Genomic DNA, 19,748 nt, shown 5'->3' on the forward strand with positions numbered 1-19,748 from the left:
TTCATCGGGCGTCGTGCTGTCGGGTCAGGCGCGGGCGCGCTCGACGCCGGCGCGGAGGTCGTCGGCCACGGCCGCGAGCGCGGTGCGGGCTGCGGCATCGTCGTCCTGGTTCTCGAGCAGCGCCCGGACGAAGGCGGACCCGACGATCACTCCATCAGAATACGCCCCCACCTGCGCGGCCTGCTCACCGTTCGAGACGCCGAGCCCCACGCAGACGTTCTTCGCCCCGGCGGCGCGGGTGCGCTCGACCAGGCCCTCCGTGGCTGCGGAGACGCTCGCCCGGGTCCCGGTCACGCCCATGGTGCTCGCGGCATAGACGAATCCCCGGGTGTGCGAGACCACATGCTCGAGCCGGTCGCGGGGTGAGCTGGGGGCGACCAGGAACACGCGGTCCACGCCGTGCCGCTCGCTCGCGGCGATCCAGTCCGCACCCTCATCGGGAATCAGATCCGGGGTGATCACCCCGGCGCCGCCGGCGGCCGCGAGATCGCGGGCGAAGGCGTCGGGGCCGTAGGCGAGGATCGGGTTCCAGTAGCTCATCACCAGGATCGCGGCGCCGCGACCGGACAGCGCCTCGACGGCCTGGAGCACGTGACGGGTGCGGGTGCCGGCCTCCAGGGCCGAGGCTGCCGCCTGCTGGATGACCGCCCCGTCCATGACCGGGTCGGAGTACGGCAGACCCAGCTCGATCATGTCGGCGCCGTGGTCGATGAGGATGCGGGCGGCCTCGATCGAGCGCTCGAGGTCCGGGAAGCCCACGGGGAGGTAGGCGATCAGCGCGGCCCGGTTCTCGGCGCGGGCGCGGTCCAGGACCTCGTCGGCGCGCAGCCGGTGGCTCTCAGCGGTGGTCATCGGGACTCCTCTGCCTGGTCGGTGGTCGCGCGGGCCGCAGCGCGCAGCGCGGTCAGATCTGCTCGGGCGGGCTCGTCGCCGACCAGGCCGAACCAGCGCGACGCGGTGTCCACGTCCTTGTCCCCACGGCCGGAGAGGCTCACCAGGATGACGGCGTCCTCGCCGAGCTCACGGCCCAGCACCAGGGCCCCGGCCAGGGCATGGGCGGACTCGATCGCGGGCATGATGCCCTCGGTCATGGAGAGCAGGGCGAAGGCCTCCATGGCCGGGCCGTCGTCGATCGCGCGGTACTCGGCGCGGCCGATATCCGCCAGCCAGGCGTGCTCCGGGCCGACGCTGGGATAGTCCAGGCCGGCGGAGACCGAGTGGGAGGGGACCGTCTGGCCGTCCTCGTCCTGCATCACGAAGCTGCGGGCTCCATGCAGCACCCCGGCGGTGCCACCGGTGATGGTCGCGGAGTGGCGGCCGGTGGTAACCCCATCGCCTCCGGCCTCACAGCCGATCAGGCGCACCAGCGGGTCGGTGTCGTCGAGGAAGGCGTGGAAGATCCCCATCGCGTTGGAGCCGCCGCCCACACAGGCGACCACCGCGTCGGGCAGTCGTCCCACCCGTTCGAGGGTCTGGGCGCGGGCCTCCTCACCGATGATGCGGTGGAAGTCCCGCACCATGGCCGGGAAGGGGTGCGGGCCGGCGACGGTGCCGAGCAGGTAGTGGGTGGTCTCGACGTTGGCGACCCAGTCGCGGAAGGCCTCGTTGATCGCATCCTTGAGGGTGCGTGAACCCTGCTCCACGGCAATCACCTCCGCCCCCAGCAGGCGCATCCTGGCGACATTGAGCGCCTGGCGCTCGGTGTCCTCGCCGCCCATGTAGATGGTGCAGTCGAGGCCGAACAGCGCCGCTGCGGTGGCCGTCGCGACCCCGTGCTGGCCGGCGCCGGTCTCGGCGATCACGCGCGTCTTGCCCATGCGCTTGGTCAGCAGCGCCTGACCGAGGACGTTGTTGATCTTGTGGCTGCCGGTGTGGTTGAGGTCCTCACGCTTGAGCAGGATGCGGGCGCCGCCGGCGAGCTGGGAGAACCGCGGGGCCTCCGAGAGCAGGGAGGGCCGGCCGGTGTATTCCGCGGCGAGATGCTGCAGCTCGGCGGTGAACTCGGGGTCGATGATCGCCTTCTCGTAGACCTCGGTGAGCTCGTCGAGGGCGGGCACCAGCGCCTCGGGCAGGAAGCGGCCGCCGAAGTCACCGAAGTAGGGCCCTGCCTCGGAGCGCAGCTCCGAGATGGGCCGGGTGAGGTCGGTGACGACCCGCTCGGAGAGGGGACGATCGTGGTCGGGGCTGCTCATGCCTGAGCTCCTTCCGTGAGGGGGCGACCGCGACGGGCCACCTGGCGGTATGACATCGCTGCTGCGGCCGGGTCTCCCGAGGTGACGAGCGCCTCTCCGACCAGCACCGCGTCGGCACCGGCCGCGGCGTAGGCCTCGACATCCTCCACCGAGAGGACCGCGGATTCACCGATCGCGAGCGGTCCGGCGGGGATCCGGCGCAGCAGGTCCGCGGCCCGCGAGAGGTCGACGGTGAGGTCCTTGAGGTTGCGGGCATTGACTCCGATGATGTCTGCTCCGAGCGCGAGGGCTCGGCCCAGCTCCTGATCGGTGTGGACCTCCACCAGCGCCTGCATGCCGAGCTCCGTGATCAGGTCGTGCAGCTCACGCAGCCGGGCGTCGTCGAGGGCGGCCACGATCAGCAGCACCAGATCGGCGCCGTGGGCGCGAGCCTCGTACACCTGGTACGGCTCGACGACGAAGTCCTTGCGCAGCACGGGCACCTCGACCCGGGCACGGACCGCATCGAGGTCGGCGAGGGTGCCGCGGAACCGACGCTGCTCGGTGAGCACGCTGATCGCGGAGGCACCGGCACTCGCATAGGTGGCGGCGAGCTCGGCCGGCTCGGGGATCTCCGCGAGGGCGCCCTTGGAGGGGCTGGAGCGCTTGACCTCGGCGATCAGCCCCATCGTCGCGCCGTCTCCGAGCAGGCTCGCCCGCGCGTCCAGGGCCGGGGCGGCCGCACGTGCCAGGCGCTGGATCTCGGCATCTGGCACGGCGGCACGACGCGGCGCGAGGTCCTCGCGCACGCCGTCGATGATCTCGTCGAGGACGGTTCCGGTGGTGGTCACGCAGGCCTCCTGCAGCAGGTCGGAGCGGGGGCGGCACGCCGTGCCGCCGGGATTCCAGGGAGACGTCGATCCCCGGGGATCGTCGCGGGCGGGGTCAGCCGCCGACGTAGGAGATCGGGGCGAGGAACCAGAAGGCCGGCAGATTCCTCAGCACCGCGAACAGGACTGCGATCATGACCAGGGCCAGCAGCACCGTCGTGCTGGGCATCAGGTCCGTGCGCAGTCCCCTGGCACGGCGCACCGACCAGGTCAGCAGCCCTGCGGCGAGCAGCGGGATCGCGATGGTGATCAGCGCATTGCTCCGCAGTGCCAGCAGCAGGTCACCGGCGAGCAGGGAGTGCACGGCCCGGATCGCTCCGCAGCCGGGGCACTCCAGCCCCGTGAGATGGTTCAGGATGCACAGCGGGACATGGGTGCGGAACGGGTCGAAGACCAGCTGCACCCCGGCGGCGACGGCCAGAGAGCCGATGCCGATCGCGAGCGGCAGGAGGGCACGGCGCGGGCTGCGGGCGGGAGCGCGGAGCACGGCGTCGCCGTGCCTCGTCCTCCCCGCGTCGATCACCTGGCGTCGGCCTCGGCAGGTCGGTGGGAGCGCGCGTTGTGATCAGCGCTGTCCTCAGCGGTCTCCGCCGCGTGCTCGATGCCGTAGCCACGGGGCTGGCCGAGCCCGGCCAGGGAGAGCGCTGCGCCGGCCACGATGGCGAGCACGACGATGCCCGCACCGATCCAGATCAGAATGCTCATGTCCGGCAGGATCATGCCGGCCGCGATGGGGATCGAACCGAGGACGATGCCGAGGTTCATGGTCCAGCCCGCAACGGTCTTGCCCTCGTTGTGGTGAGGGGGCGGCGGCACAGCGTAGGTCTTCGGCATGATCCTTCTCCAGTCAGGGTCCCGGTCGGGCCCATTGTGCCACGTCATCCGCCGCCCGAGAGGCCCGGTCCGCGACGTGGCGCGGGACCCTCGTCGCGTCCGGTGAGGAGCATCACCCGGCGGTGGCGGGTCGTTCCGGGACGGGAGGCTCGGGCCCGTCGTCCTCGATGTCCGGGTCCCCCGCGCCGCCCGGCTCATTGCTGAGGATGCTCGGGTCCTCGCCACGGGTGAGAGCGTCCCATGCCGCCGCCGGGTCCTCGGCGGGATCACCGCGTCGCGCCGGCGCCGCGAGGGCCGCGCTGCGGTAGCGGCTGCCGGTGGGCCAGGTCCGCCCGACCACCAGCACGAGCACGCCGACCACGGCGACGGCGAGTGCCGGGATCAGGGTCAGCAGCGGCCAGGCTGTCGCCTCGGCCTGCAGCGCGGCCCCGAGCACTCCGGTCGCGGAGGCCACCGCGGAGCCGGCGGCGTCCTGCGGTGCCTGCGCCGCGGAGTAGGCGGCGAAGGCCGCCCCCGCCCCGGCCGCGATCAGCACCGGTCCGGTCAGAAAACGTAGCCAGGCGGAGGAGAGCGAGGTCGCGAGGGAGGCGGCGATCGCCGCGAGGGAGAGTGCCAGCACCGCCGGGGCCGCCTCTGCTCCCATCACCTCGACCTGCTGGACGGTACCGGTCAGATCTGGTGCGGTGGCATGGATCCAGCTGGTACGGGTCGCACCGGCCAGCAGCGCCGAGGCCGCCGTCGCGGCGAGCACGGTGGCGCGGCGGCTGAGACGGACCGGACGCTCCGGGCGGGCGGAGCGCTCGGGCCTGGCTGGGCGCGGGGTCGGGGACTGCGCGCTCATGCTGGACGGAGTGTCTCGGCGGCAGCCGCGGCACGCAGCGCGGCGGCGGCCTTGGACTGGGTCTCGCGGTGCTCCATGGTCGCGTCGGAGTCGGCGACCACTCCCCCACCGGCCTGCACGTGTGCGGTGCCGTCCTTGATCACCGCGGTCCGGATCGCGATCGCCATGTCCATGTCACCGGCGAAGTCGATGTAGCCGACGGTGCCTCCGTAGACACCGCGCCGCACGGGCTCCAGGCGGTCGATGATCCGCATCGCCGAGGGCTTCGGCGCGCCGGAGAGGGTCCCGGCCGGGAAGGTCGCGCGCAGCGCATCGTAGGCGAGCGCCCCCTCGCGCAGATGCCCGGTGACGGTGGAGACGATGTGCTGGATATGGGAGAAGCGCTGGATGTGCATGAAGTCGCGCACCACCACGGTGCCCGGGGCGCAGAACTTCTGCAGATCGTTGCGGGCGAGGTCGACCAGCATCAGGTGCTCGGAGCGCTCCTTCGGATCGGCGAGCAGCTCGCTGCCGAGACGCTCATCCTCCTCCGGGGTCGCGCCGCGCGGCCGTGAGCCCGCGATCGGGTGGGTGGTGGCGGTGGTCCCGCGCACCGTCACCAGAGATTCCGGGCTCGCTCCGACGACGTCGATCGGCTCGCCCTCGGCGTCGACCGTCCGCAGCAGGTACATGTACGGGCTGGGGTTCATCCTCCGCAGCACGCGGTACACGTCCAGCGGGTCCGCGGAGACCGGCAGCGAGAACCGCTGCGAGGGCACGACCTGGAAGATCTCGCCGTCGATGATGTCCTGGACCGCCTCGTGGACGGCCCGCTCGTACTCGAGCTGCGAGGTGCGGGCCTTGGGTTCGAGCTCGCGCACCGCGTCATACACGATCGGCCCGGTGCTCACCGGCGTGCGCAGGCGCTCACGCATCCGCTCGAGCCGCGCGAGCGCATCGTCGTACGCCGCATCGACCCCGTCGTCCGTCGCGTTGAGGTTCAGGGCGTTGGCGACCAGCACCACGGTCGAGTCATGGGCGTCATGGATCACCACGTCCTCGGCGAGCAGCATCGAGAGGTCCGGCAGGCCGATCTCGTCCGGCGGGGACGCGTCCAGCTTCTCCCAGTGACGCACCGCGTCATAGGCGATGAAGCCGACCAGCCCCCCGGAGAACGGCGGCAGGTGCGGCTGGCGCGCAGCGTGGAAGGCGCTGGTGACGGCGCGCAGCGCCTCCACCGGGCTGCCTGAGGTGGGCACTCCCGCCGGGACGTCACCGCGCCAGTGCGCCTCGCCGTCGCGCTCGGTGAGGACGGCCCGCGCCCTGGTGCCGATGATCGAGTAGCGCGACGCCTCCCCCTCCCCCGCTGATTCGAGCAGGAAGGTGCCCCGGGTGTCGCCGTCGGCGGTGAGCCGACGGTAGAGCGAGACCGGGGTGTCCTCGTCGGCCAGCAGGCGCACGCTGAGCGGCACCACCCGCTGGCGAGCGGCGAGCTCGCGGAAGGTCCCACGGTCCGGGGTGACCACGCCGAGCGCGTCCCCCTCCCGACCCCCGACCTGCTCCGGATAGGCCGCGGCGCGAGCGGTGTCGGCACGGGCGGCGGGGTCGCCGGGGCCGGTCTCGGGAAGGACGCTCATGCGGTGCGCTCCGTGGGGTCGAGGACGACGGCGTGGAGATCGCCGCCGTCGAAGCAGGTGTCGGTGCCGCGGTGGCAGGCTGCGCCGACCTGGTCGACGCGGACCAGCAGCGTGTCGGCGTCGCAGTCGAGGGCGACGGAGCGGACCCATTGGACGTGGCCGCTGGTGTCGCCCTTGCGCCAATACTCCCCGCGAGAGCGGGACCAATAGGTGACGCGGCCCGTGCTGAGGGTGCGATGCAGCGCCTCGTCGTCCATCCAGCCCACCATCAGCACACGCTGGTCGGTGGCGTCCTGCACGACAGCGGTGAGCAGGCCGTCGGCATCCCGCTTGAGGCGGGAGGCGAGGTCGGGGTCGAGACCCGAGGCGGGCAGGCCGCGGTCAGCGGCAGCGCGGTCAGCGGTGCTCACAGTGCGCGCTCCAGCTCCTCGGCACGGTCCTTGCGCTCCCAGGTGAACTCGGGCAGCTCACGACCGAAGTGGCCGTGCACCGAGGTGAGCGCGTAGATCGGGCGCAGCAGGTCCAGGGCGTCGATCAGTGCGGCGGGGCGCAGATCGAAGACCTTCCGCACCGCAGCGGCGATCTGGTGCGAGGGGGCGTGGCCGGTGCCGAAGGTCTCGACGTACAGGCCCACCGGTTCGGCGACCCCTATCGCGTAGGCGATCTGCACCTCGCAGCGGTCGGCGAGACCGGCGGCGACGATGTTCTTCGCGATCCAGCGCATGGCGTAGGCGCCGGAGCGGTCCACCTTCGAGGGGTCCTTGCCGGAGAAGGCTCCGCCGCCGTGGCGGGCCATCCCGCCGTAGGTGTCCACGATGATCTTGCGGCCGGTCAGTCCCGCGTCTCCCTTGGGCCCGCCGAGCACGAAGCGTCCGGAGGGGTTGATGTGGGTGACGACATCCGAGGTGTCCAGACCGAGGCGCTCGAGGTCCTCGAGCACCGGGGCGATCACGACCTTCGAGATCGCCGGGGCGAGCTGGCTGATCAGGTCGACCTCCTCGCTGTGCTGCGTGGACACCACGATCGCCTCGACGCTGCGGGCCACACCGTCCTCGTCGTAGCCGATCGAGACCTGGGTCTTCCCGTCGGGGCGGAGGTAGGGCAGCACTCCGTCGCGGCGAGCGGTCGAGAGGTTGCGGGTCAGGCGGTGCGCGGCGTGGATCGGCAGCGGCATCAGCTCCGGGGTGTCGCGGCAGGCGTAGCCGAACATCAGACCCTGATCTCCGGCGCCGAGCCGGGCGAAGGCCTCTGCGGTGGAGTCTCCGCGGGTCTCGAGCGAGTTGTCGACCCCCTGGGCGATGTCCGGCGACTGCGCGCCGATGGAGACCTGCACACCGCAGGAATCGGCGTCGAAGCCCTTCTCGGAGGAGTCGTAGCCGATCTCCCGGATCACGTCGCGCACGATCGTCGCGACGTCGCTGTAGCCGGAGGTGCGGACCTCGCCGGCGACGTGGACGAGCCCGGTGGTGACCAGCGTCTCCACCGCGACGCGCGCATCGCGGTCCTGGGCCAGCAGATCGTCGAGGATCGCGTCGGAGATCTGGTCGCAGATCTTGTCAGGGTGCCCTTCGGTGACCGATTCGGACGTGAAGGTGCGCAGCTCGCTGGAGGTCATGAGGTTCAGGGTACTTCCGGGAGGGCGGCGACGAGTTCGTCGAGCACCGCGTGGGCGACGGCGGTCTTGCTGCCCTCGGCGCGGGCGACCTCCTCGCCGTCTCGGTCGAGGATGCGCACCGAGTTGTCGGCCGCGCCGAACACCCCCGTGCTGATGTCGTTGAAGACCAGCAGGTCCGCGCCCTTGCGCCGCGCCTTGGCACGCGCCAGGTCAAGAGCCGTGGAGCCCTCGCCGCCGGTCTCCGCCGCGAAGCCCACGATCGTGGGACGTGCGGAGTCTGCGCGGTCCAGCACACTGTGACGCAGGATGTCCGCGGTGCGGCGCAGGGCGATGGCCGGGACGGAGTCCTCATCACCATCGTCCTTCTTGATCTTCGCCTGCGCCCGCGCGGCGGCGGTGAAATCGGCCACTGCTGCGGCCATCACCAGTGCATCCACCTGTACCCGATGCTCGGCGACGATGCTCGCGAGCTCTGCGGCGCTGCCCACGTCGAAGCGCTCGGCGCCCGGCGGGGTGTCGAGGTCGACGTTGGCGGCGGCCAGGCGCACCCGGGCGCCGCGGACCAGGGCCGCGTGGGCGAGTGCCCAGCCCTGCTTGCCCGAGGAGTGGTTGGCGAGGAAGCGCACCGGGTCGAGGTCCTCGCGGGTGCCGCCGGCGGTGATCAGCAGCTCGCGGCCGCTGAGGTCGCGCCGGACCGCTCCGTGCTGGTCCCGCGGGGCGGTGATCGCCGCTCTCGCGGCCTCGAGGATCGCGGTCGGCTCGGGGAGCCGGCCGGGCCCGGAATCGGGACCGGTGAGGCGGCCGACGGCCGGTTCGATCACGGTGATGCCGCGCTCGCGCAGCACCGCCACGTTCTCGCGGGTCGAGGGGTGCTCCCACATCTCGGTGTGCATCGCGGGCGCCACCACGACGGGAGCGCGCGTCACCAGCAGCGAGGCGGTCAGGAGGTCATCGGCGCGGCCGATCCGCATCCGTGCGAGCAGGTCCGCGGTGGCAGGGGCGATCACCACCAGGTCGGCCTCCTGGCCGAAGCGCACGTGCGCGACCTCATCGACGTCCTCGAAGACGGAGGTGAGGACCGGATGGTGGCTCAGCGCCTCCCAGGTCGCCGCCCCGACGAATTCGAGGGAGGCGGCGGTGGGGAGGACGCGGACGTCGGCCCCTTCACCGACAAGACCGCGCACCAGGTGCGCGGTCTTGTATGCGGCGATACCGCCGCCGACTCCGATCAGGACGCGAGCCCCGGCGAGGGGGCGCGGCAGGATGGTCATCGGTTCAACCCGGCGTGGGCCGGGTCAGAGGGTGAAGCCGGACGGCGGGACCTCAGGAGCGTCGTCGCCGAGCATCAGCGGGGCCGGAGCGTTCGGATCCGGCTCGTTCTGCGCGGCGTACTCCTCCTCGTCGATCTCGCGGACGGTCAGCAGGCCCTCATCGATCTCACGCAGTGCGATCGAGAGCGACTTCTCCTGATTGTCGACATCCACCAGCGGACCGACGAACTCGAGCAGCCCTTCGGAGAGCTGCGAGTAGTACGCATTGATCTGGCGGGCGCGCTGGGAGGCGTAGAGCACCAGGGCGTACTTGGAATCGACGGTCTCGAGGAGACGGTCGATCGGGGGGTTCGTGATGCCTTCGGGCTGAGCGACTGTTCCGGCCACGGATGTCCCTTCATGAGTTTCGGCGTGCGACGCTTCAGGATACGCCCTTGCGAGCGCGAGGGCGAGGTCGAGAGCGTGCGTGGTCAGGTGAGGTCGCGCACGCCGAGCAGGCGGGCGAGCTCGTCGGCGGCGCGGTCCACGGTGTCGTTGACGATGGTGACGTCGAACTCGCCCTCCGCGGCGAGCTCGATCCTCGCCGTCTGCAGGCGGCGTTCCCGCTCCTCGGAGTCCTCGGTGCCGCGCCCGACGAGTCGGTCCACCAGGGTGGCCCAGTCCGGCGGGGCGAGGAACACGAAGCGTGCCTCGGGCATCGACTCGCGGATCTGCCGCGCTCCGGCCAGATCGATCTCGAGCAGGACCGGGCGTCCCTCGGACACCTTCTGCTCGACAGGACCGCGCGGGGTGCCGTACTTGTTGCGGCCGTGCACCACGGCCCACTCGAGCATCTGCCCCTGCTCGATCAGCGAGGAGAAGTCCTCCTCGCTCACGAAGCGGTAGTGCACGCCGTCGATCTCACCGGGGCGCGGAGCCCGGGTGGTGGCGGAGACGGACAGCCAGATCTGCGGATAGCGCGCGCGGATCGCCGCGGAGACGGTGCCCTTGCCGACGGCGGTGGGCCCGGCCAGCACGGTCACCGGGGCCGACGCCTTCACGGCGCCGGCCCCGGTGGAGTGGTCGATCACTCGGAGAAGTGTGCGACGAGCTTCTCAGCCTGGTGGGAGCCGAGGCCGCGGATCTTGCGGGAGGGGGAGATGCCGATCTCCTCCATGATCTGCTGGGCCTTGACCTTGCCGACACCCGGGAGGGCCTCCAGCAGGGCGGAGACGCGCAGACGACCGACGACCTCGTTGGTCTCGGCCTCCGTGAGGACCTTCTTGATCTCCTCGCCGCGGTGTCCGGCGCTGTCCTTGAGCCGAGCCTTGATGGCGGCGCGCTCGCGACGAGCCTCGGCCGCCTTCTTCAGGGCGTCGGCCCGCTGCTCAGGGGTGAGGGGAGGGAGAGCCACTGTTCTTACCTCTTGTTCTCTTGCTGGTGACGAGGAGATCCGGGAGGACCCCGATGTGGGAAGAGCGTAACCCCATATCCGTGGCCGAGCGCACTTCTGACACGCTTCGTCGCTGGTCCGGTGCAGATCGGGGGCTTCCGAGGGGGCCCGGGCCGGGGCCTGCCCACTGCCCGATCCCGTCCTCAGGAGGCGTCGGGAGGACCCGTGTAGTCACGGCGCAGCTGATCGGCCCGGCGGCTCAGGGAGTCCGGGTCGGGGCCTGCCCCCAGGAGCCCTCGGGACACCGATACCAGGACGTGACCTGCGTTTTCACCGAAGACCTCCCCCATCTGGGCAGGTCCCGCGCCCTGTGCTCCGAAGCCCGGTGCGAGCAGCGGGACCGACGGTGCGACGCGGTCCAGGCCGAGCCGGCGATAGCTGTCGCCGACGGTCGCGCCCACGACCAGGCCGATGCTCGACCACTCCCCCTGACCTGCGCCGCCGACCGCTTCGGCGTGTCGCGCGATCTCCTGCGCCACCGGCGTGTCCGCTGCGGTGAGGGCGTGCTGGACCTGGGGTCCGTCCGGGTTCGAGGTCAGCGCGAGCACGAAGAGTCCCTTGCCGTGCTCGGTCGCGAGCTGCACCGCGGGGTCCAGGGATCCGGTGCCCAGGAAGGGGCTGACGGTGATCGCGTCGGCCTCGAGCGGGGCCCCCGGCCGCAGGTGGGCGTCGGCATAGGCGGCCATGGTCGAGCCGATGTCACCCCGCTTGACGTCCAGGATGCTGAGCACCTGGGCGTCCCGCGCGCTCTGCAGCAGCTCCTCGAGCACCGCGACCCCGGCGGAGCCATGGCGCTCGAAGAAGGCGGACTGGGGCTTGATCGCAGCGACCCGGCCGGTCACCGCGGTCAGGACGGTCCGGGAGAACTCCCGCAGGCCCTCCGGGGTGTCCGGGAGCCCCCACGCCTCGAGCAGCGAGGCGTGGGGGTCGATCCCGGCGACCAGCCGGCCGTGCTCGGCGACGGACCGCTGCAGCCGGGAGCCGAAGCTCCTCCCCTGCGTCGTCACGCGCCGACCTGGGCGGCGCGCACCGCGCTCAGCCGTGCGGTGTGGTCCTGCAGGCTCGTCACCTCGAAGGGCTCGACCGGTCGCGCCTCGATCGCCTGCACCGCGGCCTGGAACTCCTGGAGCGTGGTGATCATCGGCACGTCCATGCTGGTCGCGGCGGCGCGGATGGCGTAGCCGTCCACCCGGGCGTTGGAGCCGGAGGGGGTGTTCATCACCAGGTCCACCGTGCCGTCCTCGATCAGCTCGATGACGCTCGCCTCGTCGCCGGCCTCGGAGGCCTTGCGCAGCACCCGGCACGGGATGCCGTAGCGGCGCAGCACCCTGCCGGTGCCCGCGGTGGTGAGGATTTCGAATCCGAGCGCGGCCAGGCGTGCCACCGGCAGTGCGAGCGACCGCTTGTCCCGGTCCGCGACCGAGACGAAGGCGGTGCCGGCGGTGGGCAGGCCCTGCCCGGAGATCGCCAGCTGCGACTTCGCGAACGCCAGCGGGAAGGTCGAGTCCAGCCCCATCACCTCGCCGGTCGAGCGCATCTCCGGCCCCAGCACGGAGTCCACGGCCTTGCCCTCGCGGGTGCGGAAGCGCTTGAACGGGAGCACCGCCTCCTTGACCGCGATGGGTGAGTCGTCGGGCAGGTCCATGCCGTCGCCCCGAGCGGGGAGCACGCCTCCGCGGCGCAGGTCCGCGATCGAGGTGCCGGCCATCAGCAGCGCGGCGGCCTGGGCCAGCGGCACTCCGGTGGCCTTGGCGACGAAGGGCACCGTGCGGGAGGCGCGCGGGTTGGCCTCGAGCACGTAGAGCACCCCGTGGGAGAGGGCGTACTGGATGTTCAGCAGGCCCCGCACGCCCACGCCCTCGGCGATCGCGAGGGTGGAGGTGCGGATCCGCTCGAGCACCGCGTCGCTGAGAGTGATCGGGGGCAGTGTGCAGGCGGAGTCCCCGGAGTGGATGCCGGCCTCCTCGATGTGCTCCATCACGCCGCCGATGTAGAGGTCGGTGCCGTCGTAGAGGGCGTCGACGTCGATCTCGATGGCGGTGTCCAGGAAGCTGTCGATGAGGATCGGGGCCTCGGCGCGGCCGCCGTCGGGCAGGTTGCGGGCCACGTAGTCCACGAGACCCGCCTCGTCGAAGACGATCTCCATGCCGCGTCCGCCGAGCACATAGCTCGGGCGCACCAGCACCGGATAGCCGACCTTCGCGGCGACCTCGGTCGCATCGCTGAGTCCCCAGGCGGTCCCGTAGGGCGGCGCGGGCAGGTTCGCCTCGGCGAGCACCGCGCCGAAGTGGCCTCGGTCCTCGGCGTTGTCGATGGCCGACGGGCTGGTGCCGATGATGGGCAGCCCCTCGGCCTCGAGGCGGCGAGCGAGCGAGAGCGGGGTCTGACCGCCGAGCTGCACGATGACGCCGGCGACGGGGCCGGCGGCCTTCTCCGCCTCGTACACCTCGACCACGTCCTCGAAGGTGAGCGGCTCGAAGTAGAGGCGGTCGGCGATGTCGTAGTCGGTCGAGACCGTCTCGGGGTTGCAGTTGATCATGACCGTCTCGTAGCCGCCGCCAGGCAGCTCCGGGTTCCCCAGCGCCATCGCGGCGTGCACGCAGGAGTAGTCGAACTCGATGCCCTGACCGATGCGGTTGGGGCCCGAGCCGAGGATCAGCACCGCAGGACGTTCGCGCGGCTCGACCTCGTTCTCCTGGTCGTAGGTGGAGTAGTGGTAGGGGGTGGCGGAGGCGAACTCCGCGGCGCAGGTGTCGACCGTCTTGAAGACGGGATTGATGCCCAGCGCCTCGCGCACGCCCTTGACCACGTCACCGCTGCGCCCGGACAGCGCGCCGATCTGGTCGTCGGAGAGACCGTGGCGCTTGGCCAGGGAGAGCAGCTCCGGGTCCAGCACCTGCGCGCCGCGGATCTCCGCAGCGATCTCGGCGACCAGCAGCATCTGATCGAGGAACCAGCGGTCGATGGCGGTGGCCTCCACCAGCCGGTCGAGCGTCTCGGTCGGATCGAGGATCCCCTCGGCGGCGGACCACAGGATCCGGGCGATGTCGACCAGCCGCTCCGCGGTGGGAGTGCGCGAGGCCTCCAGCAGCTCGGTGACCTCTGCGGGCGACGGCGGGGTCCCCAGGTAGGAGAGGGAGGCGCCCTTGACGTCGATCGAGCGCTGCGCCTTGCCGAGCGCCTCGGTGAAGTTTCGGCCCAGGGCCATCGCCTCGCCGACGCTCTTCATGGTCGTGGTCAGCGTCGGATCCGCCGCGGGGAACTTCTCGAAGGCGAAGCGGGGCACCTTGACGACCACATAGTCCAGCGCGGGCTCGAAGCTCGCCGGGGTGGTGCCGGTGATGTCGTTGCGGATCTCGTCGAGCGTATAGCCGATCGCGACGCGGGCGGCGATCTTCGCGATCGGGAAGCCGGTGGCCTTCGAGGCCAGCGCCGAGGAGCGGGAGACGCGCGGGTTCATCTCGATGACCACCACGCGCCCGGTCTCGGGGTGGGTCGCGAACTGGACGTTGCAGCCGCCGGTGTCGACCCCGACCTCGCGGATGATCGCGATGCCGAGATCCCGCAGGGTCTGCATCTCGACATCGGTGAGGGTGAGGGCCGGGGCCACGGTCACCGAGTCGCCGGTGTGCACGCCGACCGGGTCGACGTTCTCGATCGAGCAGATCACGACGCAGTTGTCGGCGCTGTCGCGCATCAGCTCGAGCTCGAACTCCTTCCAGCCCAGGATCGACTCCTCGAGCAGCACCTCGGAGGTCGGCGAATAGTGCAGGCCGTCGCCGCCGATGCGGCGCAGGTCCTTCTCGTCATAGGCCATGCCGGAGCCGAGACCGCCCATGGTGAAGCTGGGGCGCACCACCATCGGGTAGCCGAGCTCCTCGGCTCCGGCCAGCAGATCGTCCATGCTGTGGCAGATCTTCGAGCGCGCGGATTCGCCGCCGACCCGCTCGACGACCTCCTTGAACAGCTGACGGTCCTCCGCCTTGTTGATCGCGTCGAGGCTGGCACCGATCATCTCGACGCCGAACTCCGCCAGGGTCCCGTTCTCCGCGAGCGCGATGGCGGCGTTCAGCGCGGTCTGGCCGCCGAGGGTGGGCAGCAGAGCGTCGGGCCGCTCCTTCTCGATGATCGTCCGGATGATCTGCGGGTCGATCGGCTCGATGTAGGTGGCATCGGCGATCTCCGGGTCCGTCATGATCGTGGCCGGGTTGGAGTTGACGAGGATGACCCGCAGGCCCTCCTCGCGCAGCACTCGGCAGGCCTGGGTGCCGGAGTAGTCGAACTCCGCGGCCTGGCCGATGACGATCGGGCCGGAGCCGATGACCAGGACGGACGAGATATCGGTGCGACGGGGCATCAGGACTCCTTGGATGCAGAGCCGGCGCGGTGCGCAACAGCGAGCTCTGCCAGACGATCGAAGAGGGGCGAGGCGTCGTGCGGGCCGCCGGCCGCCTCGGGGTGGTACTGGACCGAGAAAGCCGGCCGGTCGAGGCAGCGAAGACCCTCGACCACCTGGTCGTTGAGGCCGACATGGGAGACCACCACGCGGCCGTAGCGGCCGCCGTCGTGGGGGGCGAGGTGCTCGCCCTCGATCGGGAGATCGACGGCGAAGCCGTGATTGTGGGCGGTGATCGCCACCTCACCCGTCTCCCGGTCCTGGACAGGCTGGTTGATGCCGCGATGGCCGAACTTCAGCTTGTAGGTGTCGAAGCCGAGCGCCCTGCCCAGCAGCTGGTTGCCGAAGCAGATGCCGAAGAAGGGCAGGCCGGCGTCGAGGACGCCGCGCAGCAGCTCGATCGGGGCGGTCGCCGCGGCGGGGTCCCCCGGGCCGTTGGAGAAGAACACGGCATCCGGGGCCAGCGCCAGCAGGTCCTCGAGCGAGGTCGAGGCCGGCAGCAGGTGCACCCGCAGCCCGCGCAGGAGCATGCTGCGAGGGGCGGCGCTCTTGATGCCGAGGTCGAGGGCGGCGATGGTCGCGACCACCTCGCCCTCGGGCTCGAGGGTCACGGGCTGGGCGATGGTCACCTCCTCGATGAAGCTCGCCCCGGTCATCGCAGGCTGCTCGCGGACCTGGGAGAGCAGCTCCTCCTCGGAGGTCGCCAGGGCGTCCCCGGAGAAGACGCCGCCGCGCAGGGAGCCGTGCTCGCGCAGCCGACGGGTGAGCATGCGGGTGTCGATGTCGCTGATGCCCACGATGTCGCTGCTGATGAGCAGCTCGTCCAGGGTCTGCTCGGCGCGGTAGGAGGAGGCGATGCGGCTGGCGTCGCGCACGGCATAGCCGCGCACCCACACCTTCCGTGACTCCATGTCCTGGGCGTTGGCGCCGGTGTTCCCGATATGGGGAGCCGTCTGCACGACGATCTGACCGGCATAGGAGGGATCCGAGAGGGTCTCCTGGTAGCCGGTCATCCCGGTGGTGAAGACGACCTCACCGAGGCGGGAGCCTCGCGCCCCGTAGGCGGAGCCGCGCAGGATGGTGCCGTCCTCGAGGATCAGCAGCGCCTTCTCCGTGCGCAGGCGGTGGCTGGGCGCCCTGGTGGGGGCGAGGGAATCTGGGGACGCGGTGGAGGTCATGCGTTCTCCTTCCGGGAGAGCAGGAGGTCGTGGTCGGCACGCCGTGCGAGGCGAAGTCCGGTGTCGAGGAGCTGGTCGCCGAGGCGCCAGCGGATGATCAGGAGGCCGTCGCCGCCGATGAACTTGCCGGCCATGCCAGGGCCCGAGGTGAGCTCGGTGACGTCGGCGCCGGGGATGGTGAAGCTCCGGGCGCCTTCGCGCTCGAGCCGCCACGAGCCCTGGTCGCCGAGGGTGACCGCAGCGTTCGACCGCTGCCCGAGGCCGTGGGCGACGACCCGCTCCAGCGGCTGCTCGGCGAGCACGGTGTCGACATAGACGGCGGCGACCGGGCCGTGGGTCACCGCCTCCCCGAGCTGCTCGAGGGTGGCGTCCTCGGGAACGGGAAGCTGCTGCTGGGACCGTCCGCGCCGATGCCAGCCCCAGGCCATCGCGGCCAGGATCAGCACGAACAGCACCGCGAGCAGCAGGACGGGGATGAGCGGATCGCTCATCGCTCGACCACCTCGCCGTCGCGCACGGTCGGGCGTCCGGCGAGCACGGTGAGCCGGTTCAGGCCGGGCAGTTCGAGGCCGGCGAAGGGCGAGTTGCGGCTCAGCGAGGCGTGCTGGTCAGGATCTGCGATGCGGACCGGCCGCGGGTCCCAGACCAGGACGTGAGCCGGGGAGCCGGGCGCGAGGGCCTGTCCCTGGTCCTCGTCACGTCCGATCTGCGCCGGCTTCTCGGACATCACCCGGGCGACGTCCCGCCAGCTGAGGCGGCCTTCGTCGACCATCGTCAGCTGGACCAGCGCGAGTGCCGTCTCCAGGCCGGTCATCCCCATCGCGGCCTGATCCCACTCGCGGTCCTTGGCGTCGCGCGGGTGCGGAGCGTGATCCGTGGCGACGATGTCGATGGTGCCGTCGGCGAGGCCGTCGCGGACCGCCTGGACGTCCTCGGCGGTGCGCAGCGGCGGGTTGACCTTGAACACCGCGTCGAACTGCCGCACGTTCTCGTCGGTCAGCAGCAGATGGTGCGGAGTGACCTCGGCGGTCACCTCGATGCCGCGCTGCTTGGCCCAGCGGATGATGTCGACGCTGCCGGCCGTGGACAGGTGGCACACATGCAGGCGGGAGCCGACGTGCTGGGCCAGCAGCACGTCGCGGGCGATGATCGATTCCTCGGCGACCGCGGGCCAGCCGGCCAGGCCCAGCTCCGCCGAGACCACGCCCTCATGCATCTGGGCGCCCTCGGTGAGGCGGGGGTCCTGGGCGTGCTGGGCGATGACGCCGTCGAAGGACTTCACGTACTCCAGCGCACGGCGCATCAGCACGGGATCGTGCACGCACTTGCCGTCATCGCTGAACACTCGGACCTTCGCACGAGAGTTCGCCATCGCGTCGAGCTCGGCGAGCCGCTCGCCCGCCAGGCCCACGGTCACCGCGCCCACGGGGCGCACGGAGCACCAGCCGGCGCTGTCGCCCCTCCGGGCGACCTGCTCCACGACGCCGGCGGTGTCGGCGACCGGGGTGGTGTTGGCCATGGCGTGCACCGCGGTGAAGCCGCCGCGGGCCGCGGCGCGGGTGCCGGACTCGACGGTCTCGGCCTCCTCGCCGCCGGGTTCGCGCAGGTGCGTGTGGAGGTCGACCAGCCCGGGGAGCACGATGCAGCCGTCGGCGTCGATCACGTCGGTGCCCTCGGGAGCGTCGAGGTCGGTGCCGATCGCTGCGATGCGTCCGGCGACCAGGAGCACGTCCTGGGCGTCCTCGCCGTAGGGGCGGCCGCCCCGGATCAGGAGCGGGGCGGGCGAGCCCGCACCGCCGGCCGCACCAGCGGAGGCGGCAGCGGCGGTCGCCTCGGCGGCGGTGGTGTCAGCGGTGGTGGCGTGCTCAGTGGTCACGGGGGGCCTCCCGGGCGTCGGTGGCGAGCAGGTGGAAGAGGACGGCCATCCGGACGAAGACGCCGGAGGCGACCTGTTCGACGATGACGCTGCGGGGGGAGTCCGCGACCGCCCCGGCGATCTCGAGCCCCCGGTTCATCGGGCCCGGGTGCATCACGAGGGTGTGCTCGGGCAGGGTCGCGGCCCGGGCGGTGGACAGTCCGTAGCGGCGGGAGTACTCCCCCACCGTCGGGAAGAAGCCGCCGCCGACCATGCGTTCGCTCTGCACCCGCAGCATCATCACGGCATCCGGGCCGGTCGCGAGCGCCTGGTCGAGGTCATAGCTGATCTCACAGGGCCAGGCGGAGGCGCCGACGGGCACCAGGGCGGGCGGGGCGACCAGCGTGACCCGGGCACCGAGCAGGGTCAGCAGCAGCACGTTCGAGCGCGCCACGCGCGAGTGGAGGATGTCGCCGACGATGACCACGTGCATCCCGGCGAGGTCCGCGGTGGGATCCCCCGGGCGCAGGTGTCTGCGCATCGTGAAGGCGTCGAGCATCGCCTGGGTGGGATGCTCGTGCGCGCCGTCGCCGGCGTTGATGATCGGCTGCTCGATCCAGCCGGCGTGGGCGAGCAGGTGCGCGGCGCCGGAGGAGCCGGAGCGCACCACCACCGCGTCGGCGCCCATGGCCTGCAGGGTCAGCGCGGTGTCCTTCAGCGACTCGCCCTTGGAGAGGCTGGAGCCCTTGGCGGAGAAGTTGATGACATCCGCGGAGAGCCGCTTGGCGGCGGCCTCGAAGCTGATCCGGGTGCGGGTCGAGTCCTCGAAGAAGAGGTTCACCACGGTGGTGCCCACCAGGGTGGGCAGCTTCCGGATCGAGCGGGACTGGGTCTGTGCCATGTGCTCGGCCGTGGCGAGCACCTCGAGCGCCTCGTCCCGGGAGAGATCGGCGATGGTGATGAAGTGCTTCATGCCCTCTCCCCCTCGGGCCGTGCGGCGGCCGGGCGCACGATGTCCACGGCATCTGCGCCGTCGGTCTCGACGAGCTGGACGTGCACCCGCTCGTTGCGCGCGGTGGGAAGGTTCTTGCCGACGTGATCCGCACGGATCGGCAGCTCCCGATGGCCGCGGTCCACCAGCACCGCGAGTCGTACCGCGGCGGGCCGGCCGATCGCACCGAGGGCGTCGAGGGCCGCACGGATCGTGCGTCCGGAGTACAGCACGTCATCGACCAGGACCACGATGCGGCCGTCGATGCCTGAGCGCGGGATCCGGGTCGGGCTCGGCGCGCGGGTGGGATTGCTGCGCAGATCGTCGCGGTACATGGTGATGTCCAGCGCGCCGTACAGCTCGGTGAGGTCCGCGCCGTCGGGGCGGCCCTCTGCCCGGGCTATCTGCTCCGCCAGGCGCCGGGCCAGCGGCACTCCCCGATGGGGGATGCCGAGCAGGACCAGATCATCGGCTCCGTGACCGCTCTCGAGGATCTCGTGGGCGATGCGAGTGAGCGCCCGCCGGATCTCTTCGGGGCCGAGCACGCGGGAGCGGTCCGCGGCAGGCACCGGATCGTTCGTCGCGGGCCGGCGGCCCGCAGGCGAATCGTCATTCATCGTTCGTCTCCCTTCGACGCCTCTCAGGACGTGTCGTTAAA

At 71.5% G+C, this 19,748-nt stretch carries 20 protein-coding genes; all 20 read right to left on the bottom strand.

Annotation, left to right across the window (positions count from 1 at the left end):
* Window positions 1-24 precede the first annotated feature (24 nt).
* The 20 genes from trpA to pyrR all read right to left on the bottom strand — a co-directional run bounded on the left by trpA (window position 25) and on the right by pyrR (window position 19,707).
* Window positions 25-852: a tryptophan synthase subunit alpha gene (gene trpA, locus Q0937_RS10845; protein WP_299303454.1), complete on the bottom strand. Its 828-nt coding sequence runs from the start codon at window positions 850-852 to the stop codon at window positions 25-27.
* Window positions 849-2,192 carry a tryptophan synthase subunit beta gene (trpB, locus tag Q0937_RS10850; RefSeq protein WP_299303456.1) on the bottom strand — a complete coding sequence of 448 codons (1,344 nt, stop codon included), beginning with the start codon at window positions 2,190-2,192 and terminating at the stop codon, window positions 849-851. The genes trpA and trpB overlap by 4 nt, the downstream gene beginning before the upstream one ends.
* A complete protein-coding gene (gene trpC / locus Q0937_RS10855) occupies window positions 2,189-3,022 on the bottom strand; it encodes an indole-3-glycerol phosphate synthase TrpC (protein WP_299303458.1) in 834 nt (277 codons plus the stop codon). The genes trpB and trpC overlap by 4 nt, the downstream gene beginning before the upstream one ends.
* A gap of 94 nt (window positions 3,023-3,116) precedes the next feature.
* Window positions 3,117-3,548, bottom strand: coding sequence for a DUF2752 domain-containing protein (locus tag Q0937_RS10860; protein WP_299303460.1), 432 nt, complete (start codon window positions 3,546-3,548; stop codon window positions 3,117-3,119).
* Between the two features lie 32 nt (window positions 3,549-3,580).
* The gene (locus Q0937_RS10865; protein ID WP_299303462.1) at window positions 3,581-3,895 is read right to left on the bottom strand and encodes an HGxxPAAW family protein; all 315 of its coding nucleotides are present in this window, start codon (window positions 3,893-3,895) and stop codon (window positions 3,581-3,583) included.
* 112 nt (window positions 3,896-4,007) lie between these two features.
* Complete coding sequence (locus Q0937_RS10870) at window positions 4,008-4,736, bottom strand: Trp biosynthesis-associated membrane protein (protein WP_299303464.1); 729 nt, start codon at window positions 4,734-4,736, stop codon at window positions 4,008-4,010.
* The gene (locus Q0937_RS10875; protein WP_299303466.1) at window positions 4,733-6,352 is read right to left on the bottom strand and encodes an anthranilate synthase component I; all 1,620 of its coding nucleotides are present in this window, start codon (window positions 6,350-6,352) and stop codon (window positions 4,733-4,735) included. Before Q0937_RS10875 ends, Q0937_RS10870 begins: the two co-directional genes overlap by 4 nt.
* Window positions 6,349-6,762: a phosphoribosyl-AMP cyclohydrolase gene (gene hisI, locus Q0937_RS10880; RefSeq protein ID WP_299303468.1), complete on the bottom strand. Its 414-nt coding sequence runs from the start codon at window positions 6,760-6,762 to the stop codon at window positions 6,349-6,351. The genes Q0937_RS10875 and hisI overlap by 4 nt, the downstream gene beginning before the upstream one ends.
* Complete coding sequence (gene metK, locus Q0937_RS10885) at window positions 6,759-7,967, bottom strand: methionine adenosyltransferase (protein WP_299303470.1); 1,209 nt, start codon at window positions 7,965-7,967, stop codon at window positions 6,759-6,761. Before metK ends, hisI begins: the two co-directional genes overlap by 4 nt.
* Window positions 7,968-7,972: 5 nt before the next feature.
* Window positions 7,973-9,238: a bifunctional phosphopantothenoylcysteine decarboxylase/phosphopantothenate--cysteine ligase CoaBC gene (coaBC, locus tag Q0937_RS10890; protein WP_299303472.1), complete on the bottom strand. Its 1,266-nt coding sequence runs from the start codon at window positions 9,236-9,238 to the stop codon at window positions 7,973-7,975.
* 24 nt (window positions 9,239-9,262) lie between these two features.
* Complete coding sequence (rpoZ, locus tag Q0937_RS10895; protein WP_299303474.1) at window positions 9,263-9,625, bottom strand: DNA-directed RNA polymerase subunit omega; 363 nt, start codon at window positions 9,623-9,625, stop codon at window positions 9,263-9,265.
* Between the two features lie 83 nt (window positions 9,626-9,708).
* The gene (gene gmk, locus Q0937_RS10900) at window positions 9,709-10,308 is read right to left on the bottom strand and encodes a guanylate kinase (RefSeq protein WP_299303476.1); all 600 of its coding nucleotides are present in this window, start codon (window positions 10,306-10,308) and stop codon (window positions 9,709-9,711) included.
* On the bottom strand, window positions 10,305-10,631 hold the full coding sequence (gene mihF, locus Q0937_RS10905) for an integration host factor, actinobacterial type (protein WP_299303478.1): 327 nt from the start codon (window positions 10,629-10,631) through the stop codon (window positions 10,305-10,307). The genes gmk and mihF overlap by 4 nt, the downstream gene beginning before the upstream one ends.
* 182 nt (window positions 10,632-10,813) lie before the next feature.
* The gene (pyrF, locus tag Q0937_RS10910; RefSeq protein ID WP_299303480.1) at window positions 10,814-11,677 is read right to left on the bottom strand and encodes an orotidine-5'-phosphate decarboxylase; all 864 of its coding nucleotides are present in this window, start codon (window positions 11,675-11,677) and stop codon (window positions 10,814-10,816) included.
* Window positions 11,674-15,027: a carbamoyl-phosphate synthase large subunit gene (carB, locus tag Q0937_RS10915; protein ID WP_299303482.1), complete on the bottom strand. Its 3,354-nt coding sequence runs from the start codon at window positions 15,025-15,027 to the stop codon at window positions 11,674-11,676. The genes pyrF and carB overlap by 4 nt, the downstream gene beginning before the upstream one ends.
* On the bottom strand, window positions 15,027-16,244 hold the full coding sequence (gene carA, locus Q0937_RS10920) for a glutamine-hydrolyzing carbamoyl-phosphate synthase small subunit (RefSeq protein WP_299303484.1): 1,218 nt from the start codon (window positions 16,242-16,244) through the stop codon (window positions 15,027-15,029). The genes carB and carA overlap by 1 nt, the downstream gene beginning before the upstream one ends.
* Complete coding sequence (locus Q0937_RS10925; RefSeq protein ID WP_299303486.1) at window positions 16,241-16,735, bottom strand: hypothetical protein; 495 nt, start codon at window positions 16,733-16,735, stop codon at window positions 16,241-16,243. Before Q0937_RS10925 ends, carA begins: the two co-directional genes overlap by 4 nt.
* A complete protein-coding gene (locus tag Q0937_RS10930; RefSeq protein WP_299303706.1) occupies window positions 16,732-18,015 on the bottom strand; it encodes a dihydroorotase in 1,284 nt (427 codons plus the stop codon). The genes Q0937_RS10925 and Q0937_RS10930 overlap by 4 nt, the downstream gene beginning before the upstream one ends.
* A gap of 94 nt (window positions 18,016-18,109) precedes the next feature.
* On the bottom strand, window positions 18,110-19,072 hold the full coding sequence (locus Q0937_RS10935; RefSeq protein WP_299303488.1) for an aspartate carbamoyltransferase catalytic subunit: 963 nt from the start codon (window positions 19,070-19,072) through the stop codon (window positions 18,110-18,112).
* Window positions 19,069-19,707: a bifunctional pyr operon transcriptional regulator/uracil phosphoribosyltransferase PyrR gene (gene pyrR, locus Q0937_RS10940; RefSeq protein ID WP_299303490.1), complete on the bottom strand. Its 639-nt coding sequence runs from the start codon at window positions 19,705-19,707 to the stop codon at window positions 19,069-19,071. Before pyrR ends, Q0937_RS10935 begins: the two co-directional genes overlap by 4 nt.
* Between the last annotated feature and the right edge of the window lie 41 nt (window positions 19,708-19,748).

It is taken from the genome of uncultured Brachybacterium sp. (assembly GCF_947500705.1).
In the GTDB taxonomy this organism is placed as follows: Bacteria; Actinomycetota; Actinomycetes; order Actinomycetales; family Dermabacteraceae; genus Brachybacterium.

Bases quoted from the DNA above. Each gene is read 5' to 3' on its own strand.
- trpA (WP_299303454.1), bottom strand. From the start codon at position 852: ATGACCACCGCTGAGAGCCACCGGCTGCGCGCCGACGAGGTCCTGGAC.
- trpB (WP_299303456.1), bottom strand. From the start codon at position 2,192: ATGAGCAGCCCCGACCACGATCGTCCCCTCTCCGAGCGGGTCGTCACC.
- Q0937_RS10865 (WP_299303462.1), bottom strand. From the start codon at position 3,895: ATGCCGAAGACCTACGCTGTGCCGCCGCCCCCTCACCACAACGAGGGC.
- Q0937_RS10870 (WP_299303464.1), bottom strand. From the start codon at position 4,736: ATGAGCGCGCAGTCCCCGACCCCGCGCCCAGCCAGGCCCGAGCGCTCC.
- Q0937_RS10875 (WP_299303466.1), bottom strand. From the start codon at position 6,352: ATGAGCGTCCTTCCCGAGACCGGCCCCGGCGACCCCGCCGCCCGTGCC.
- metK (WP_299303470.1), bottom strand. From the start codon at position 7,967: ATGACCTCCAGCGAGCTGCGCACCTTCACGTCCGAATCGGTCACCGAA.
- coaBC (WP_299303472.1), bottom strand. From the start codon at position 9,238: ATGACCATCCTGCCGCGCCCCCTCGCCGGGGCTCGCGTCCTGATCGGA.
- carB (WP_299303482.1), bottom strand. From the start codon at position 15,027: ATGCCCCGTCGCACCGATATCTCGTCCGTCCTGGTCATCGGCTCCGGC.
- carA (WP_299303484.1), bottom strand. From the start codon at position 16,244: ATGACCTCCACCGCGTCCCCAGATTCCCTCGCCCCCACCAGGGCGCCC.
- Q0937_RS10925 (WP_299303486.1), bottom strand. From the start codon at position 16,735: ATGAGCGATCCGCTCATCCCCGTCCTGCTGCTCGCGGTGCTGTTCGTG.
- Q0937_RS10935 (WP_299303488.1), bottom strand. From the start codon at position 19,072: ATGAAGCACTTCATCACCATCGCCGATCTCTCCCGGGACGAGGCGCTC.
- pyrR (WP_299303490.1), bottom strand. From the start codon at position 19,707: ATGAATGACGATTCGCCTGCGGGCCGCCGGCCCGCGACGAACGATCCG.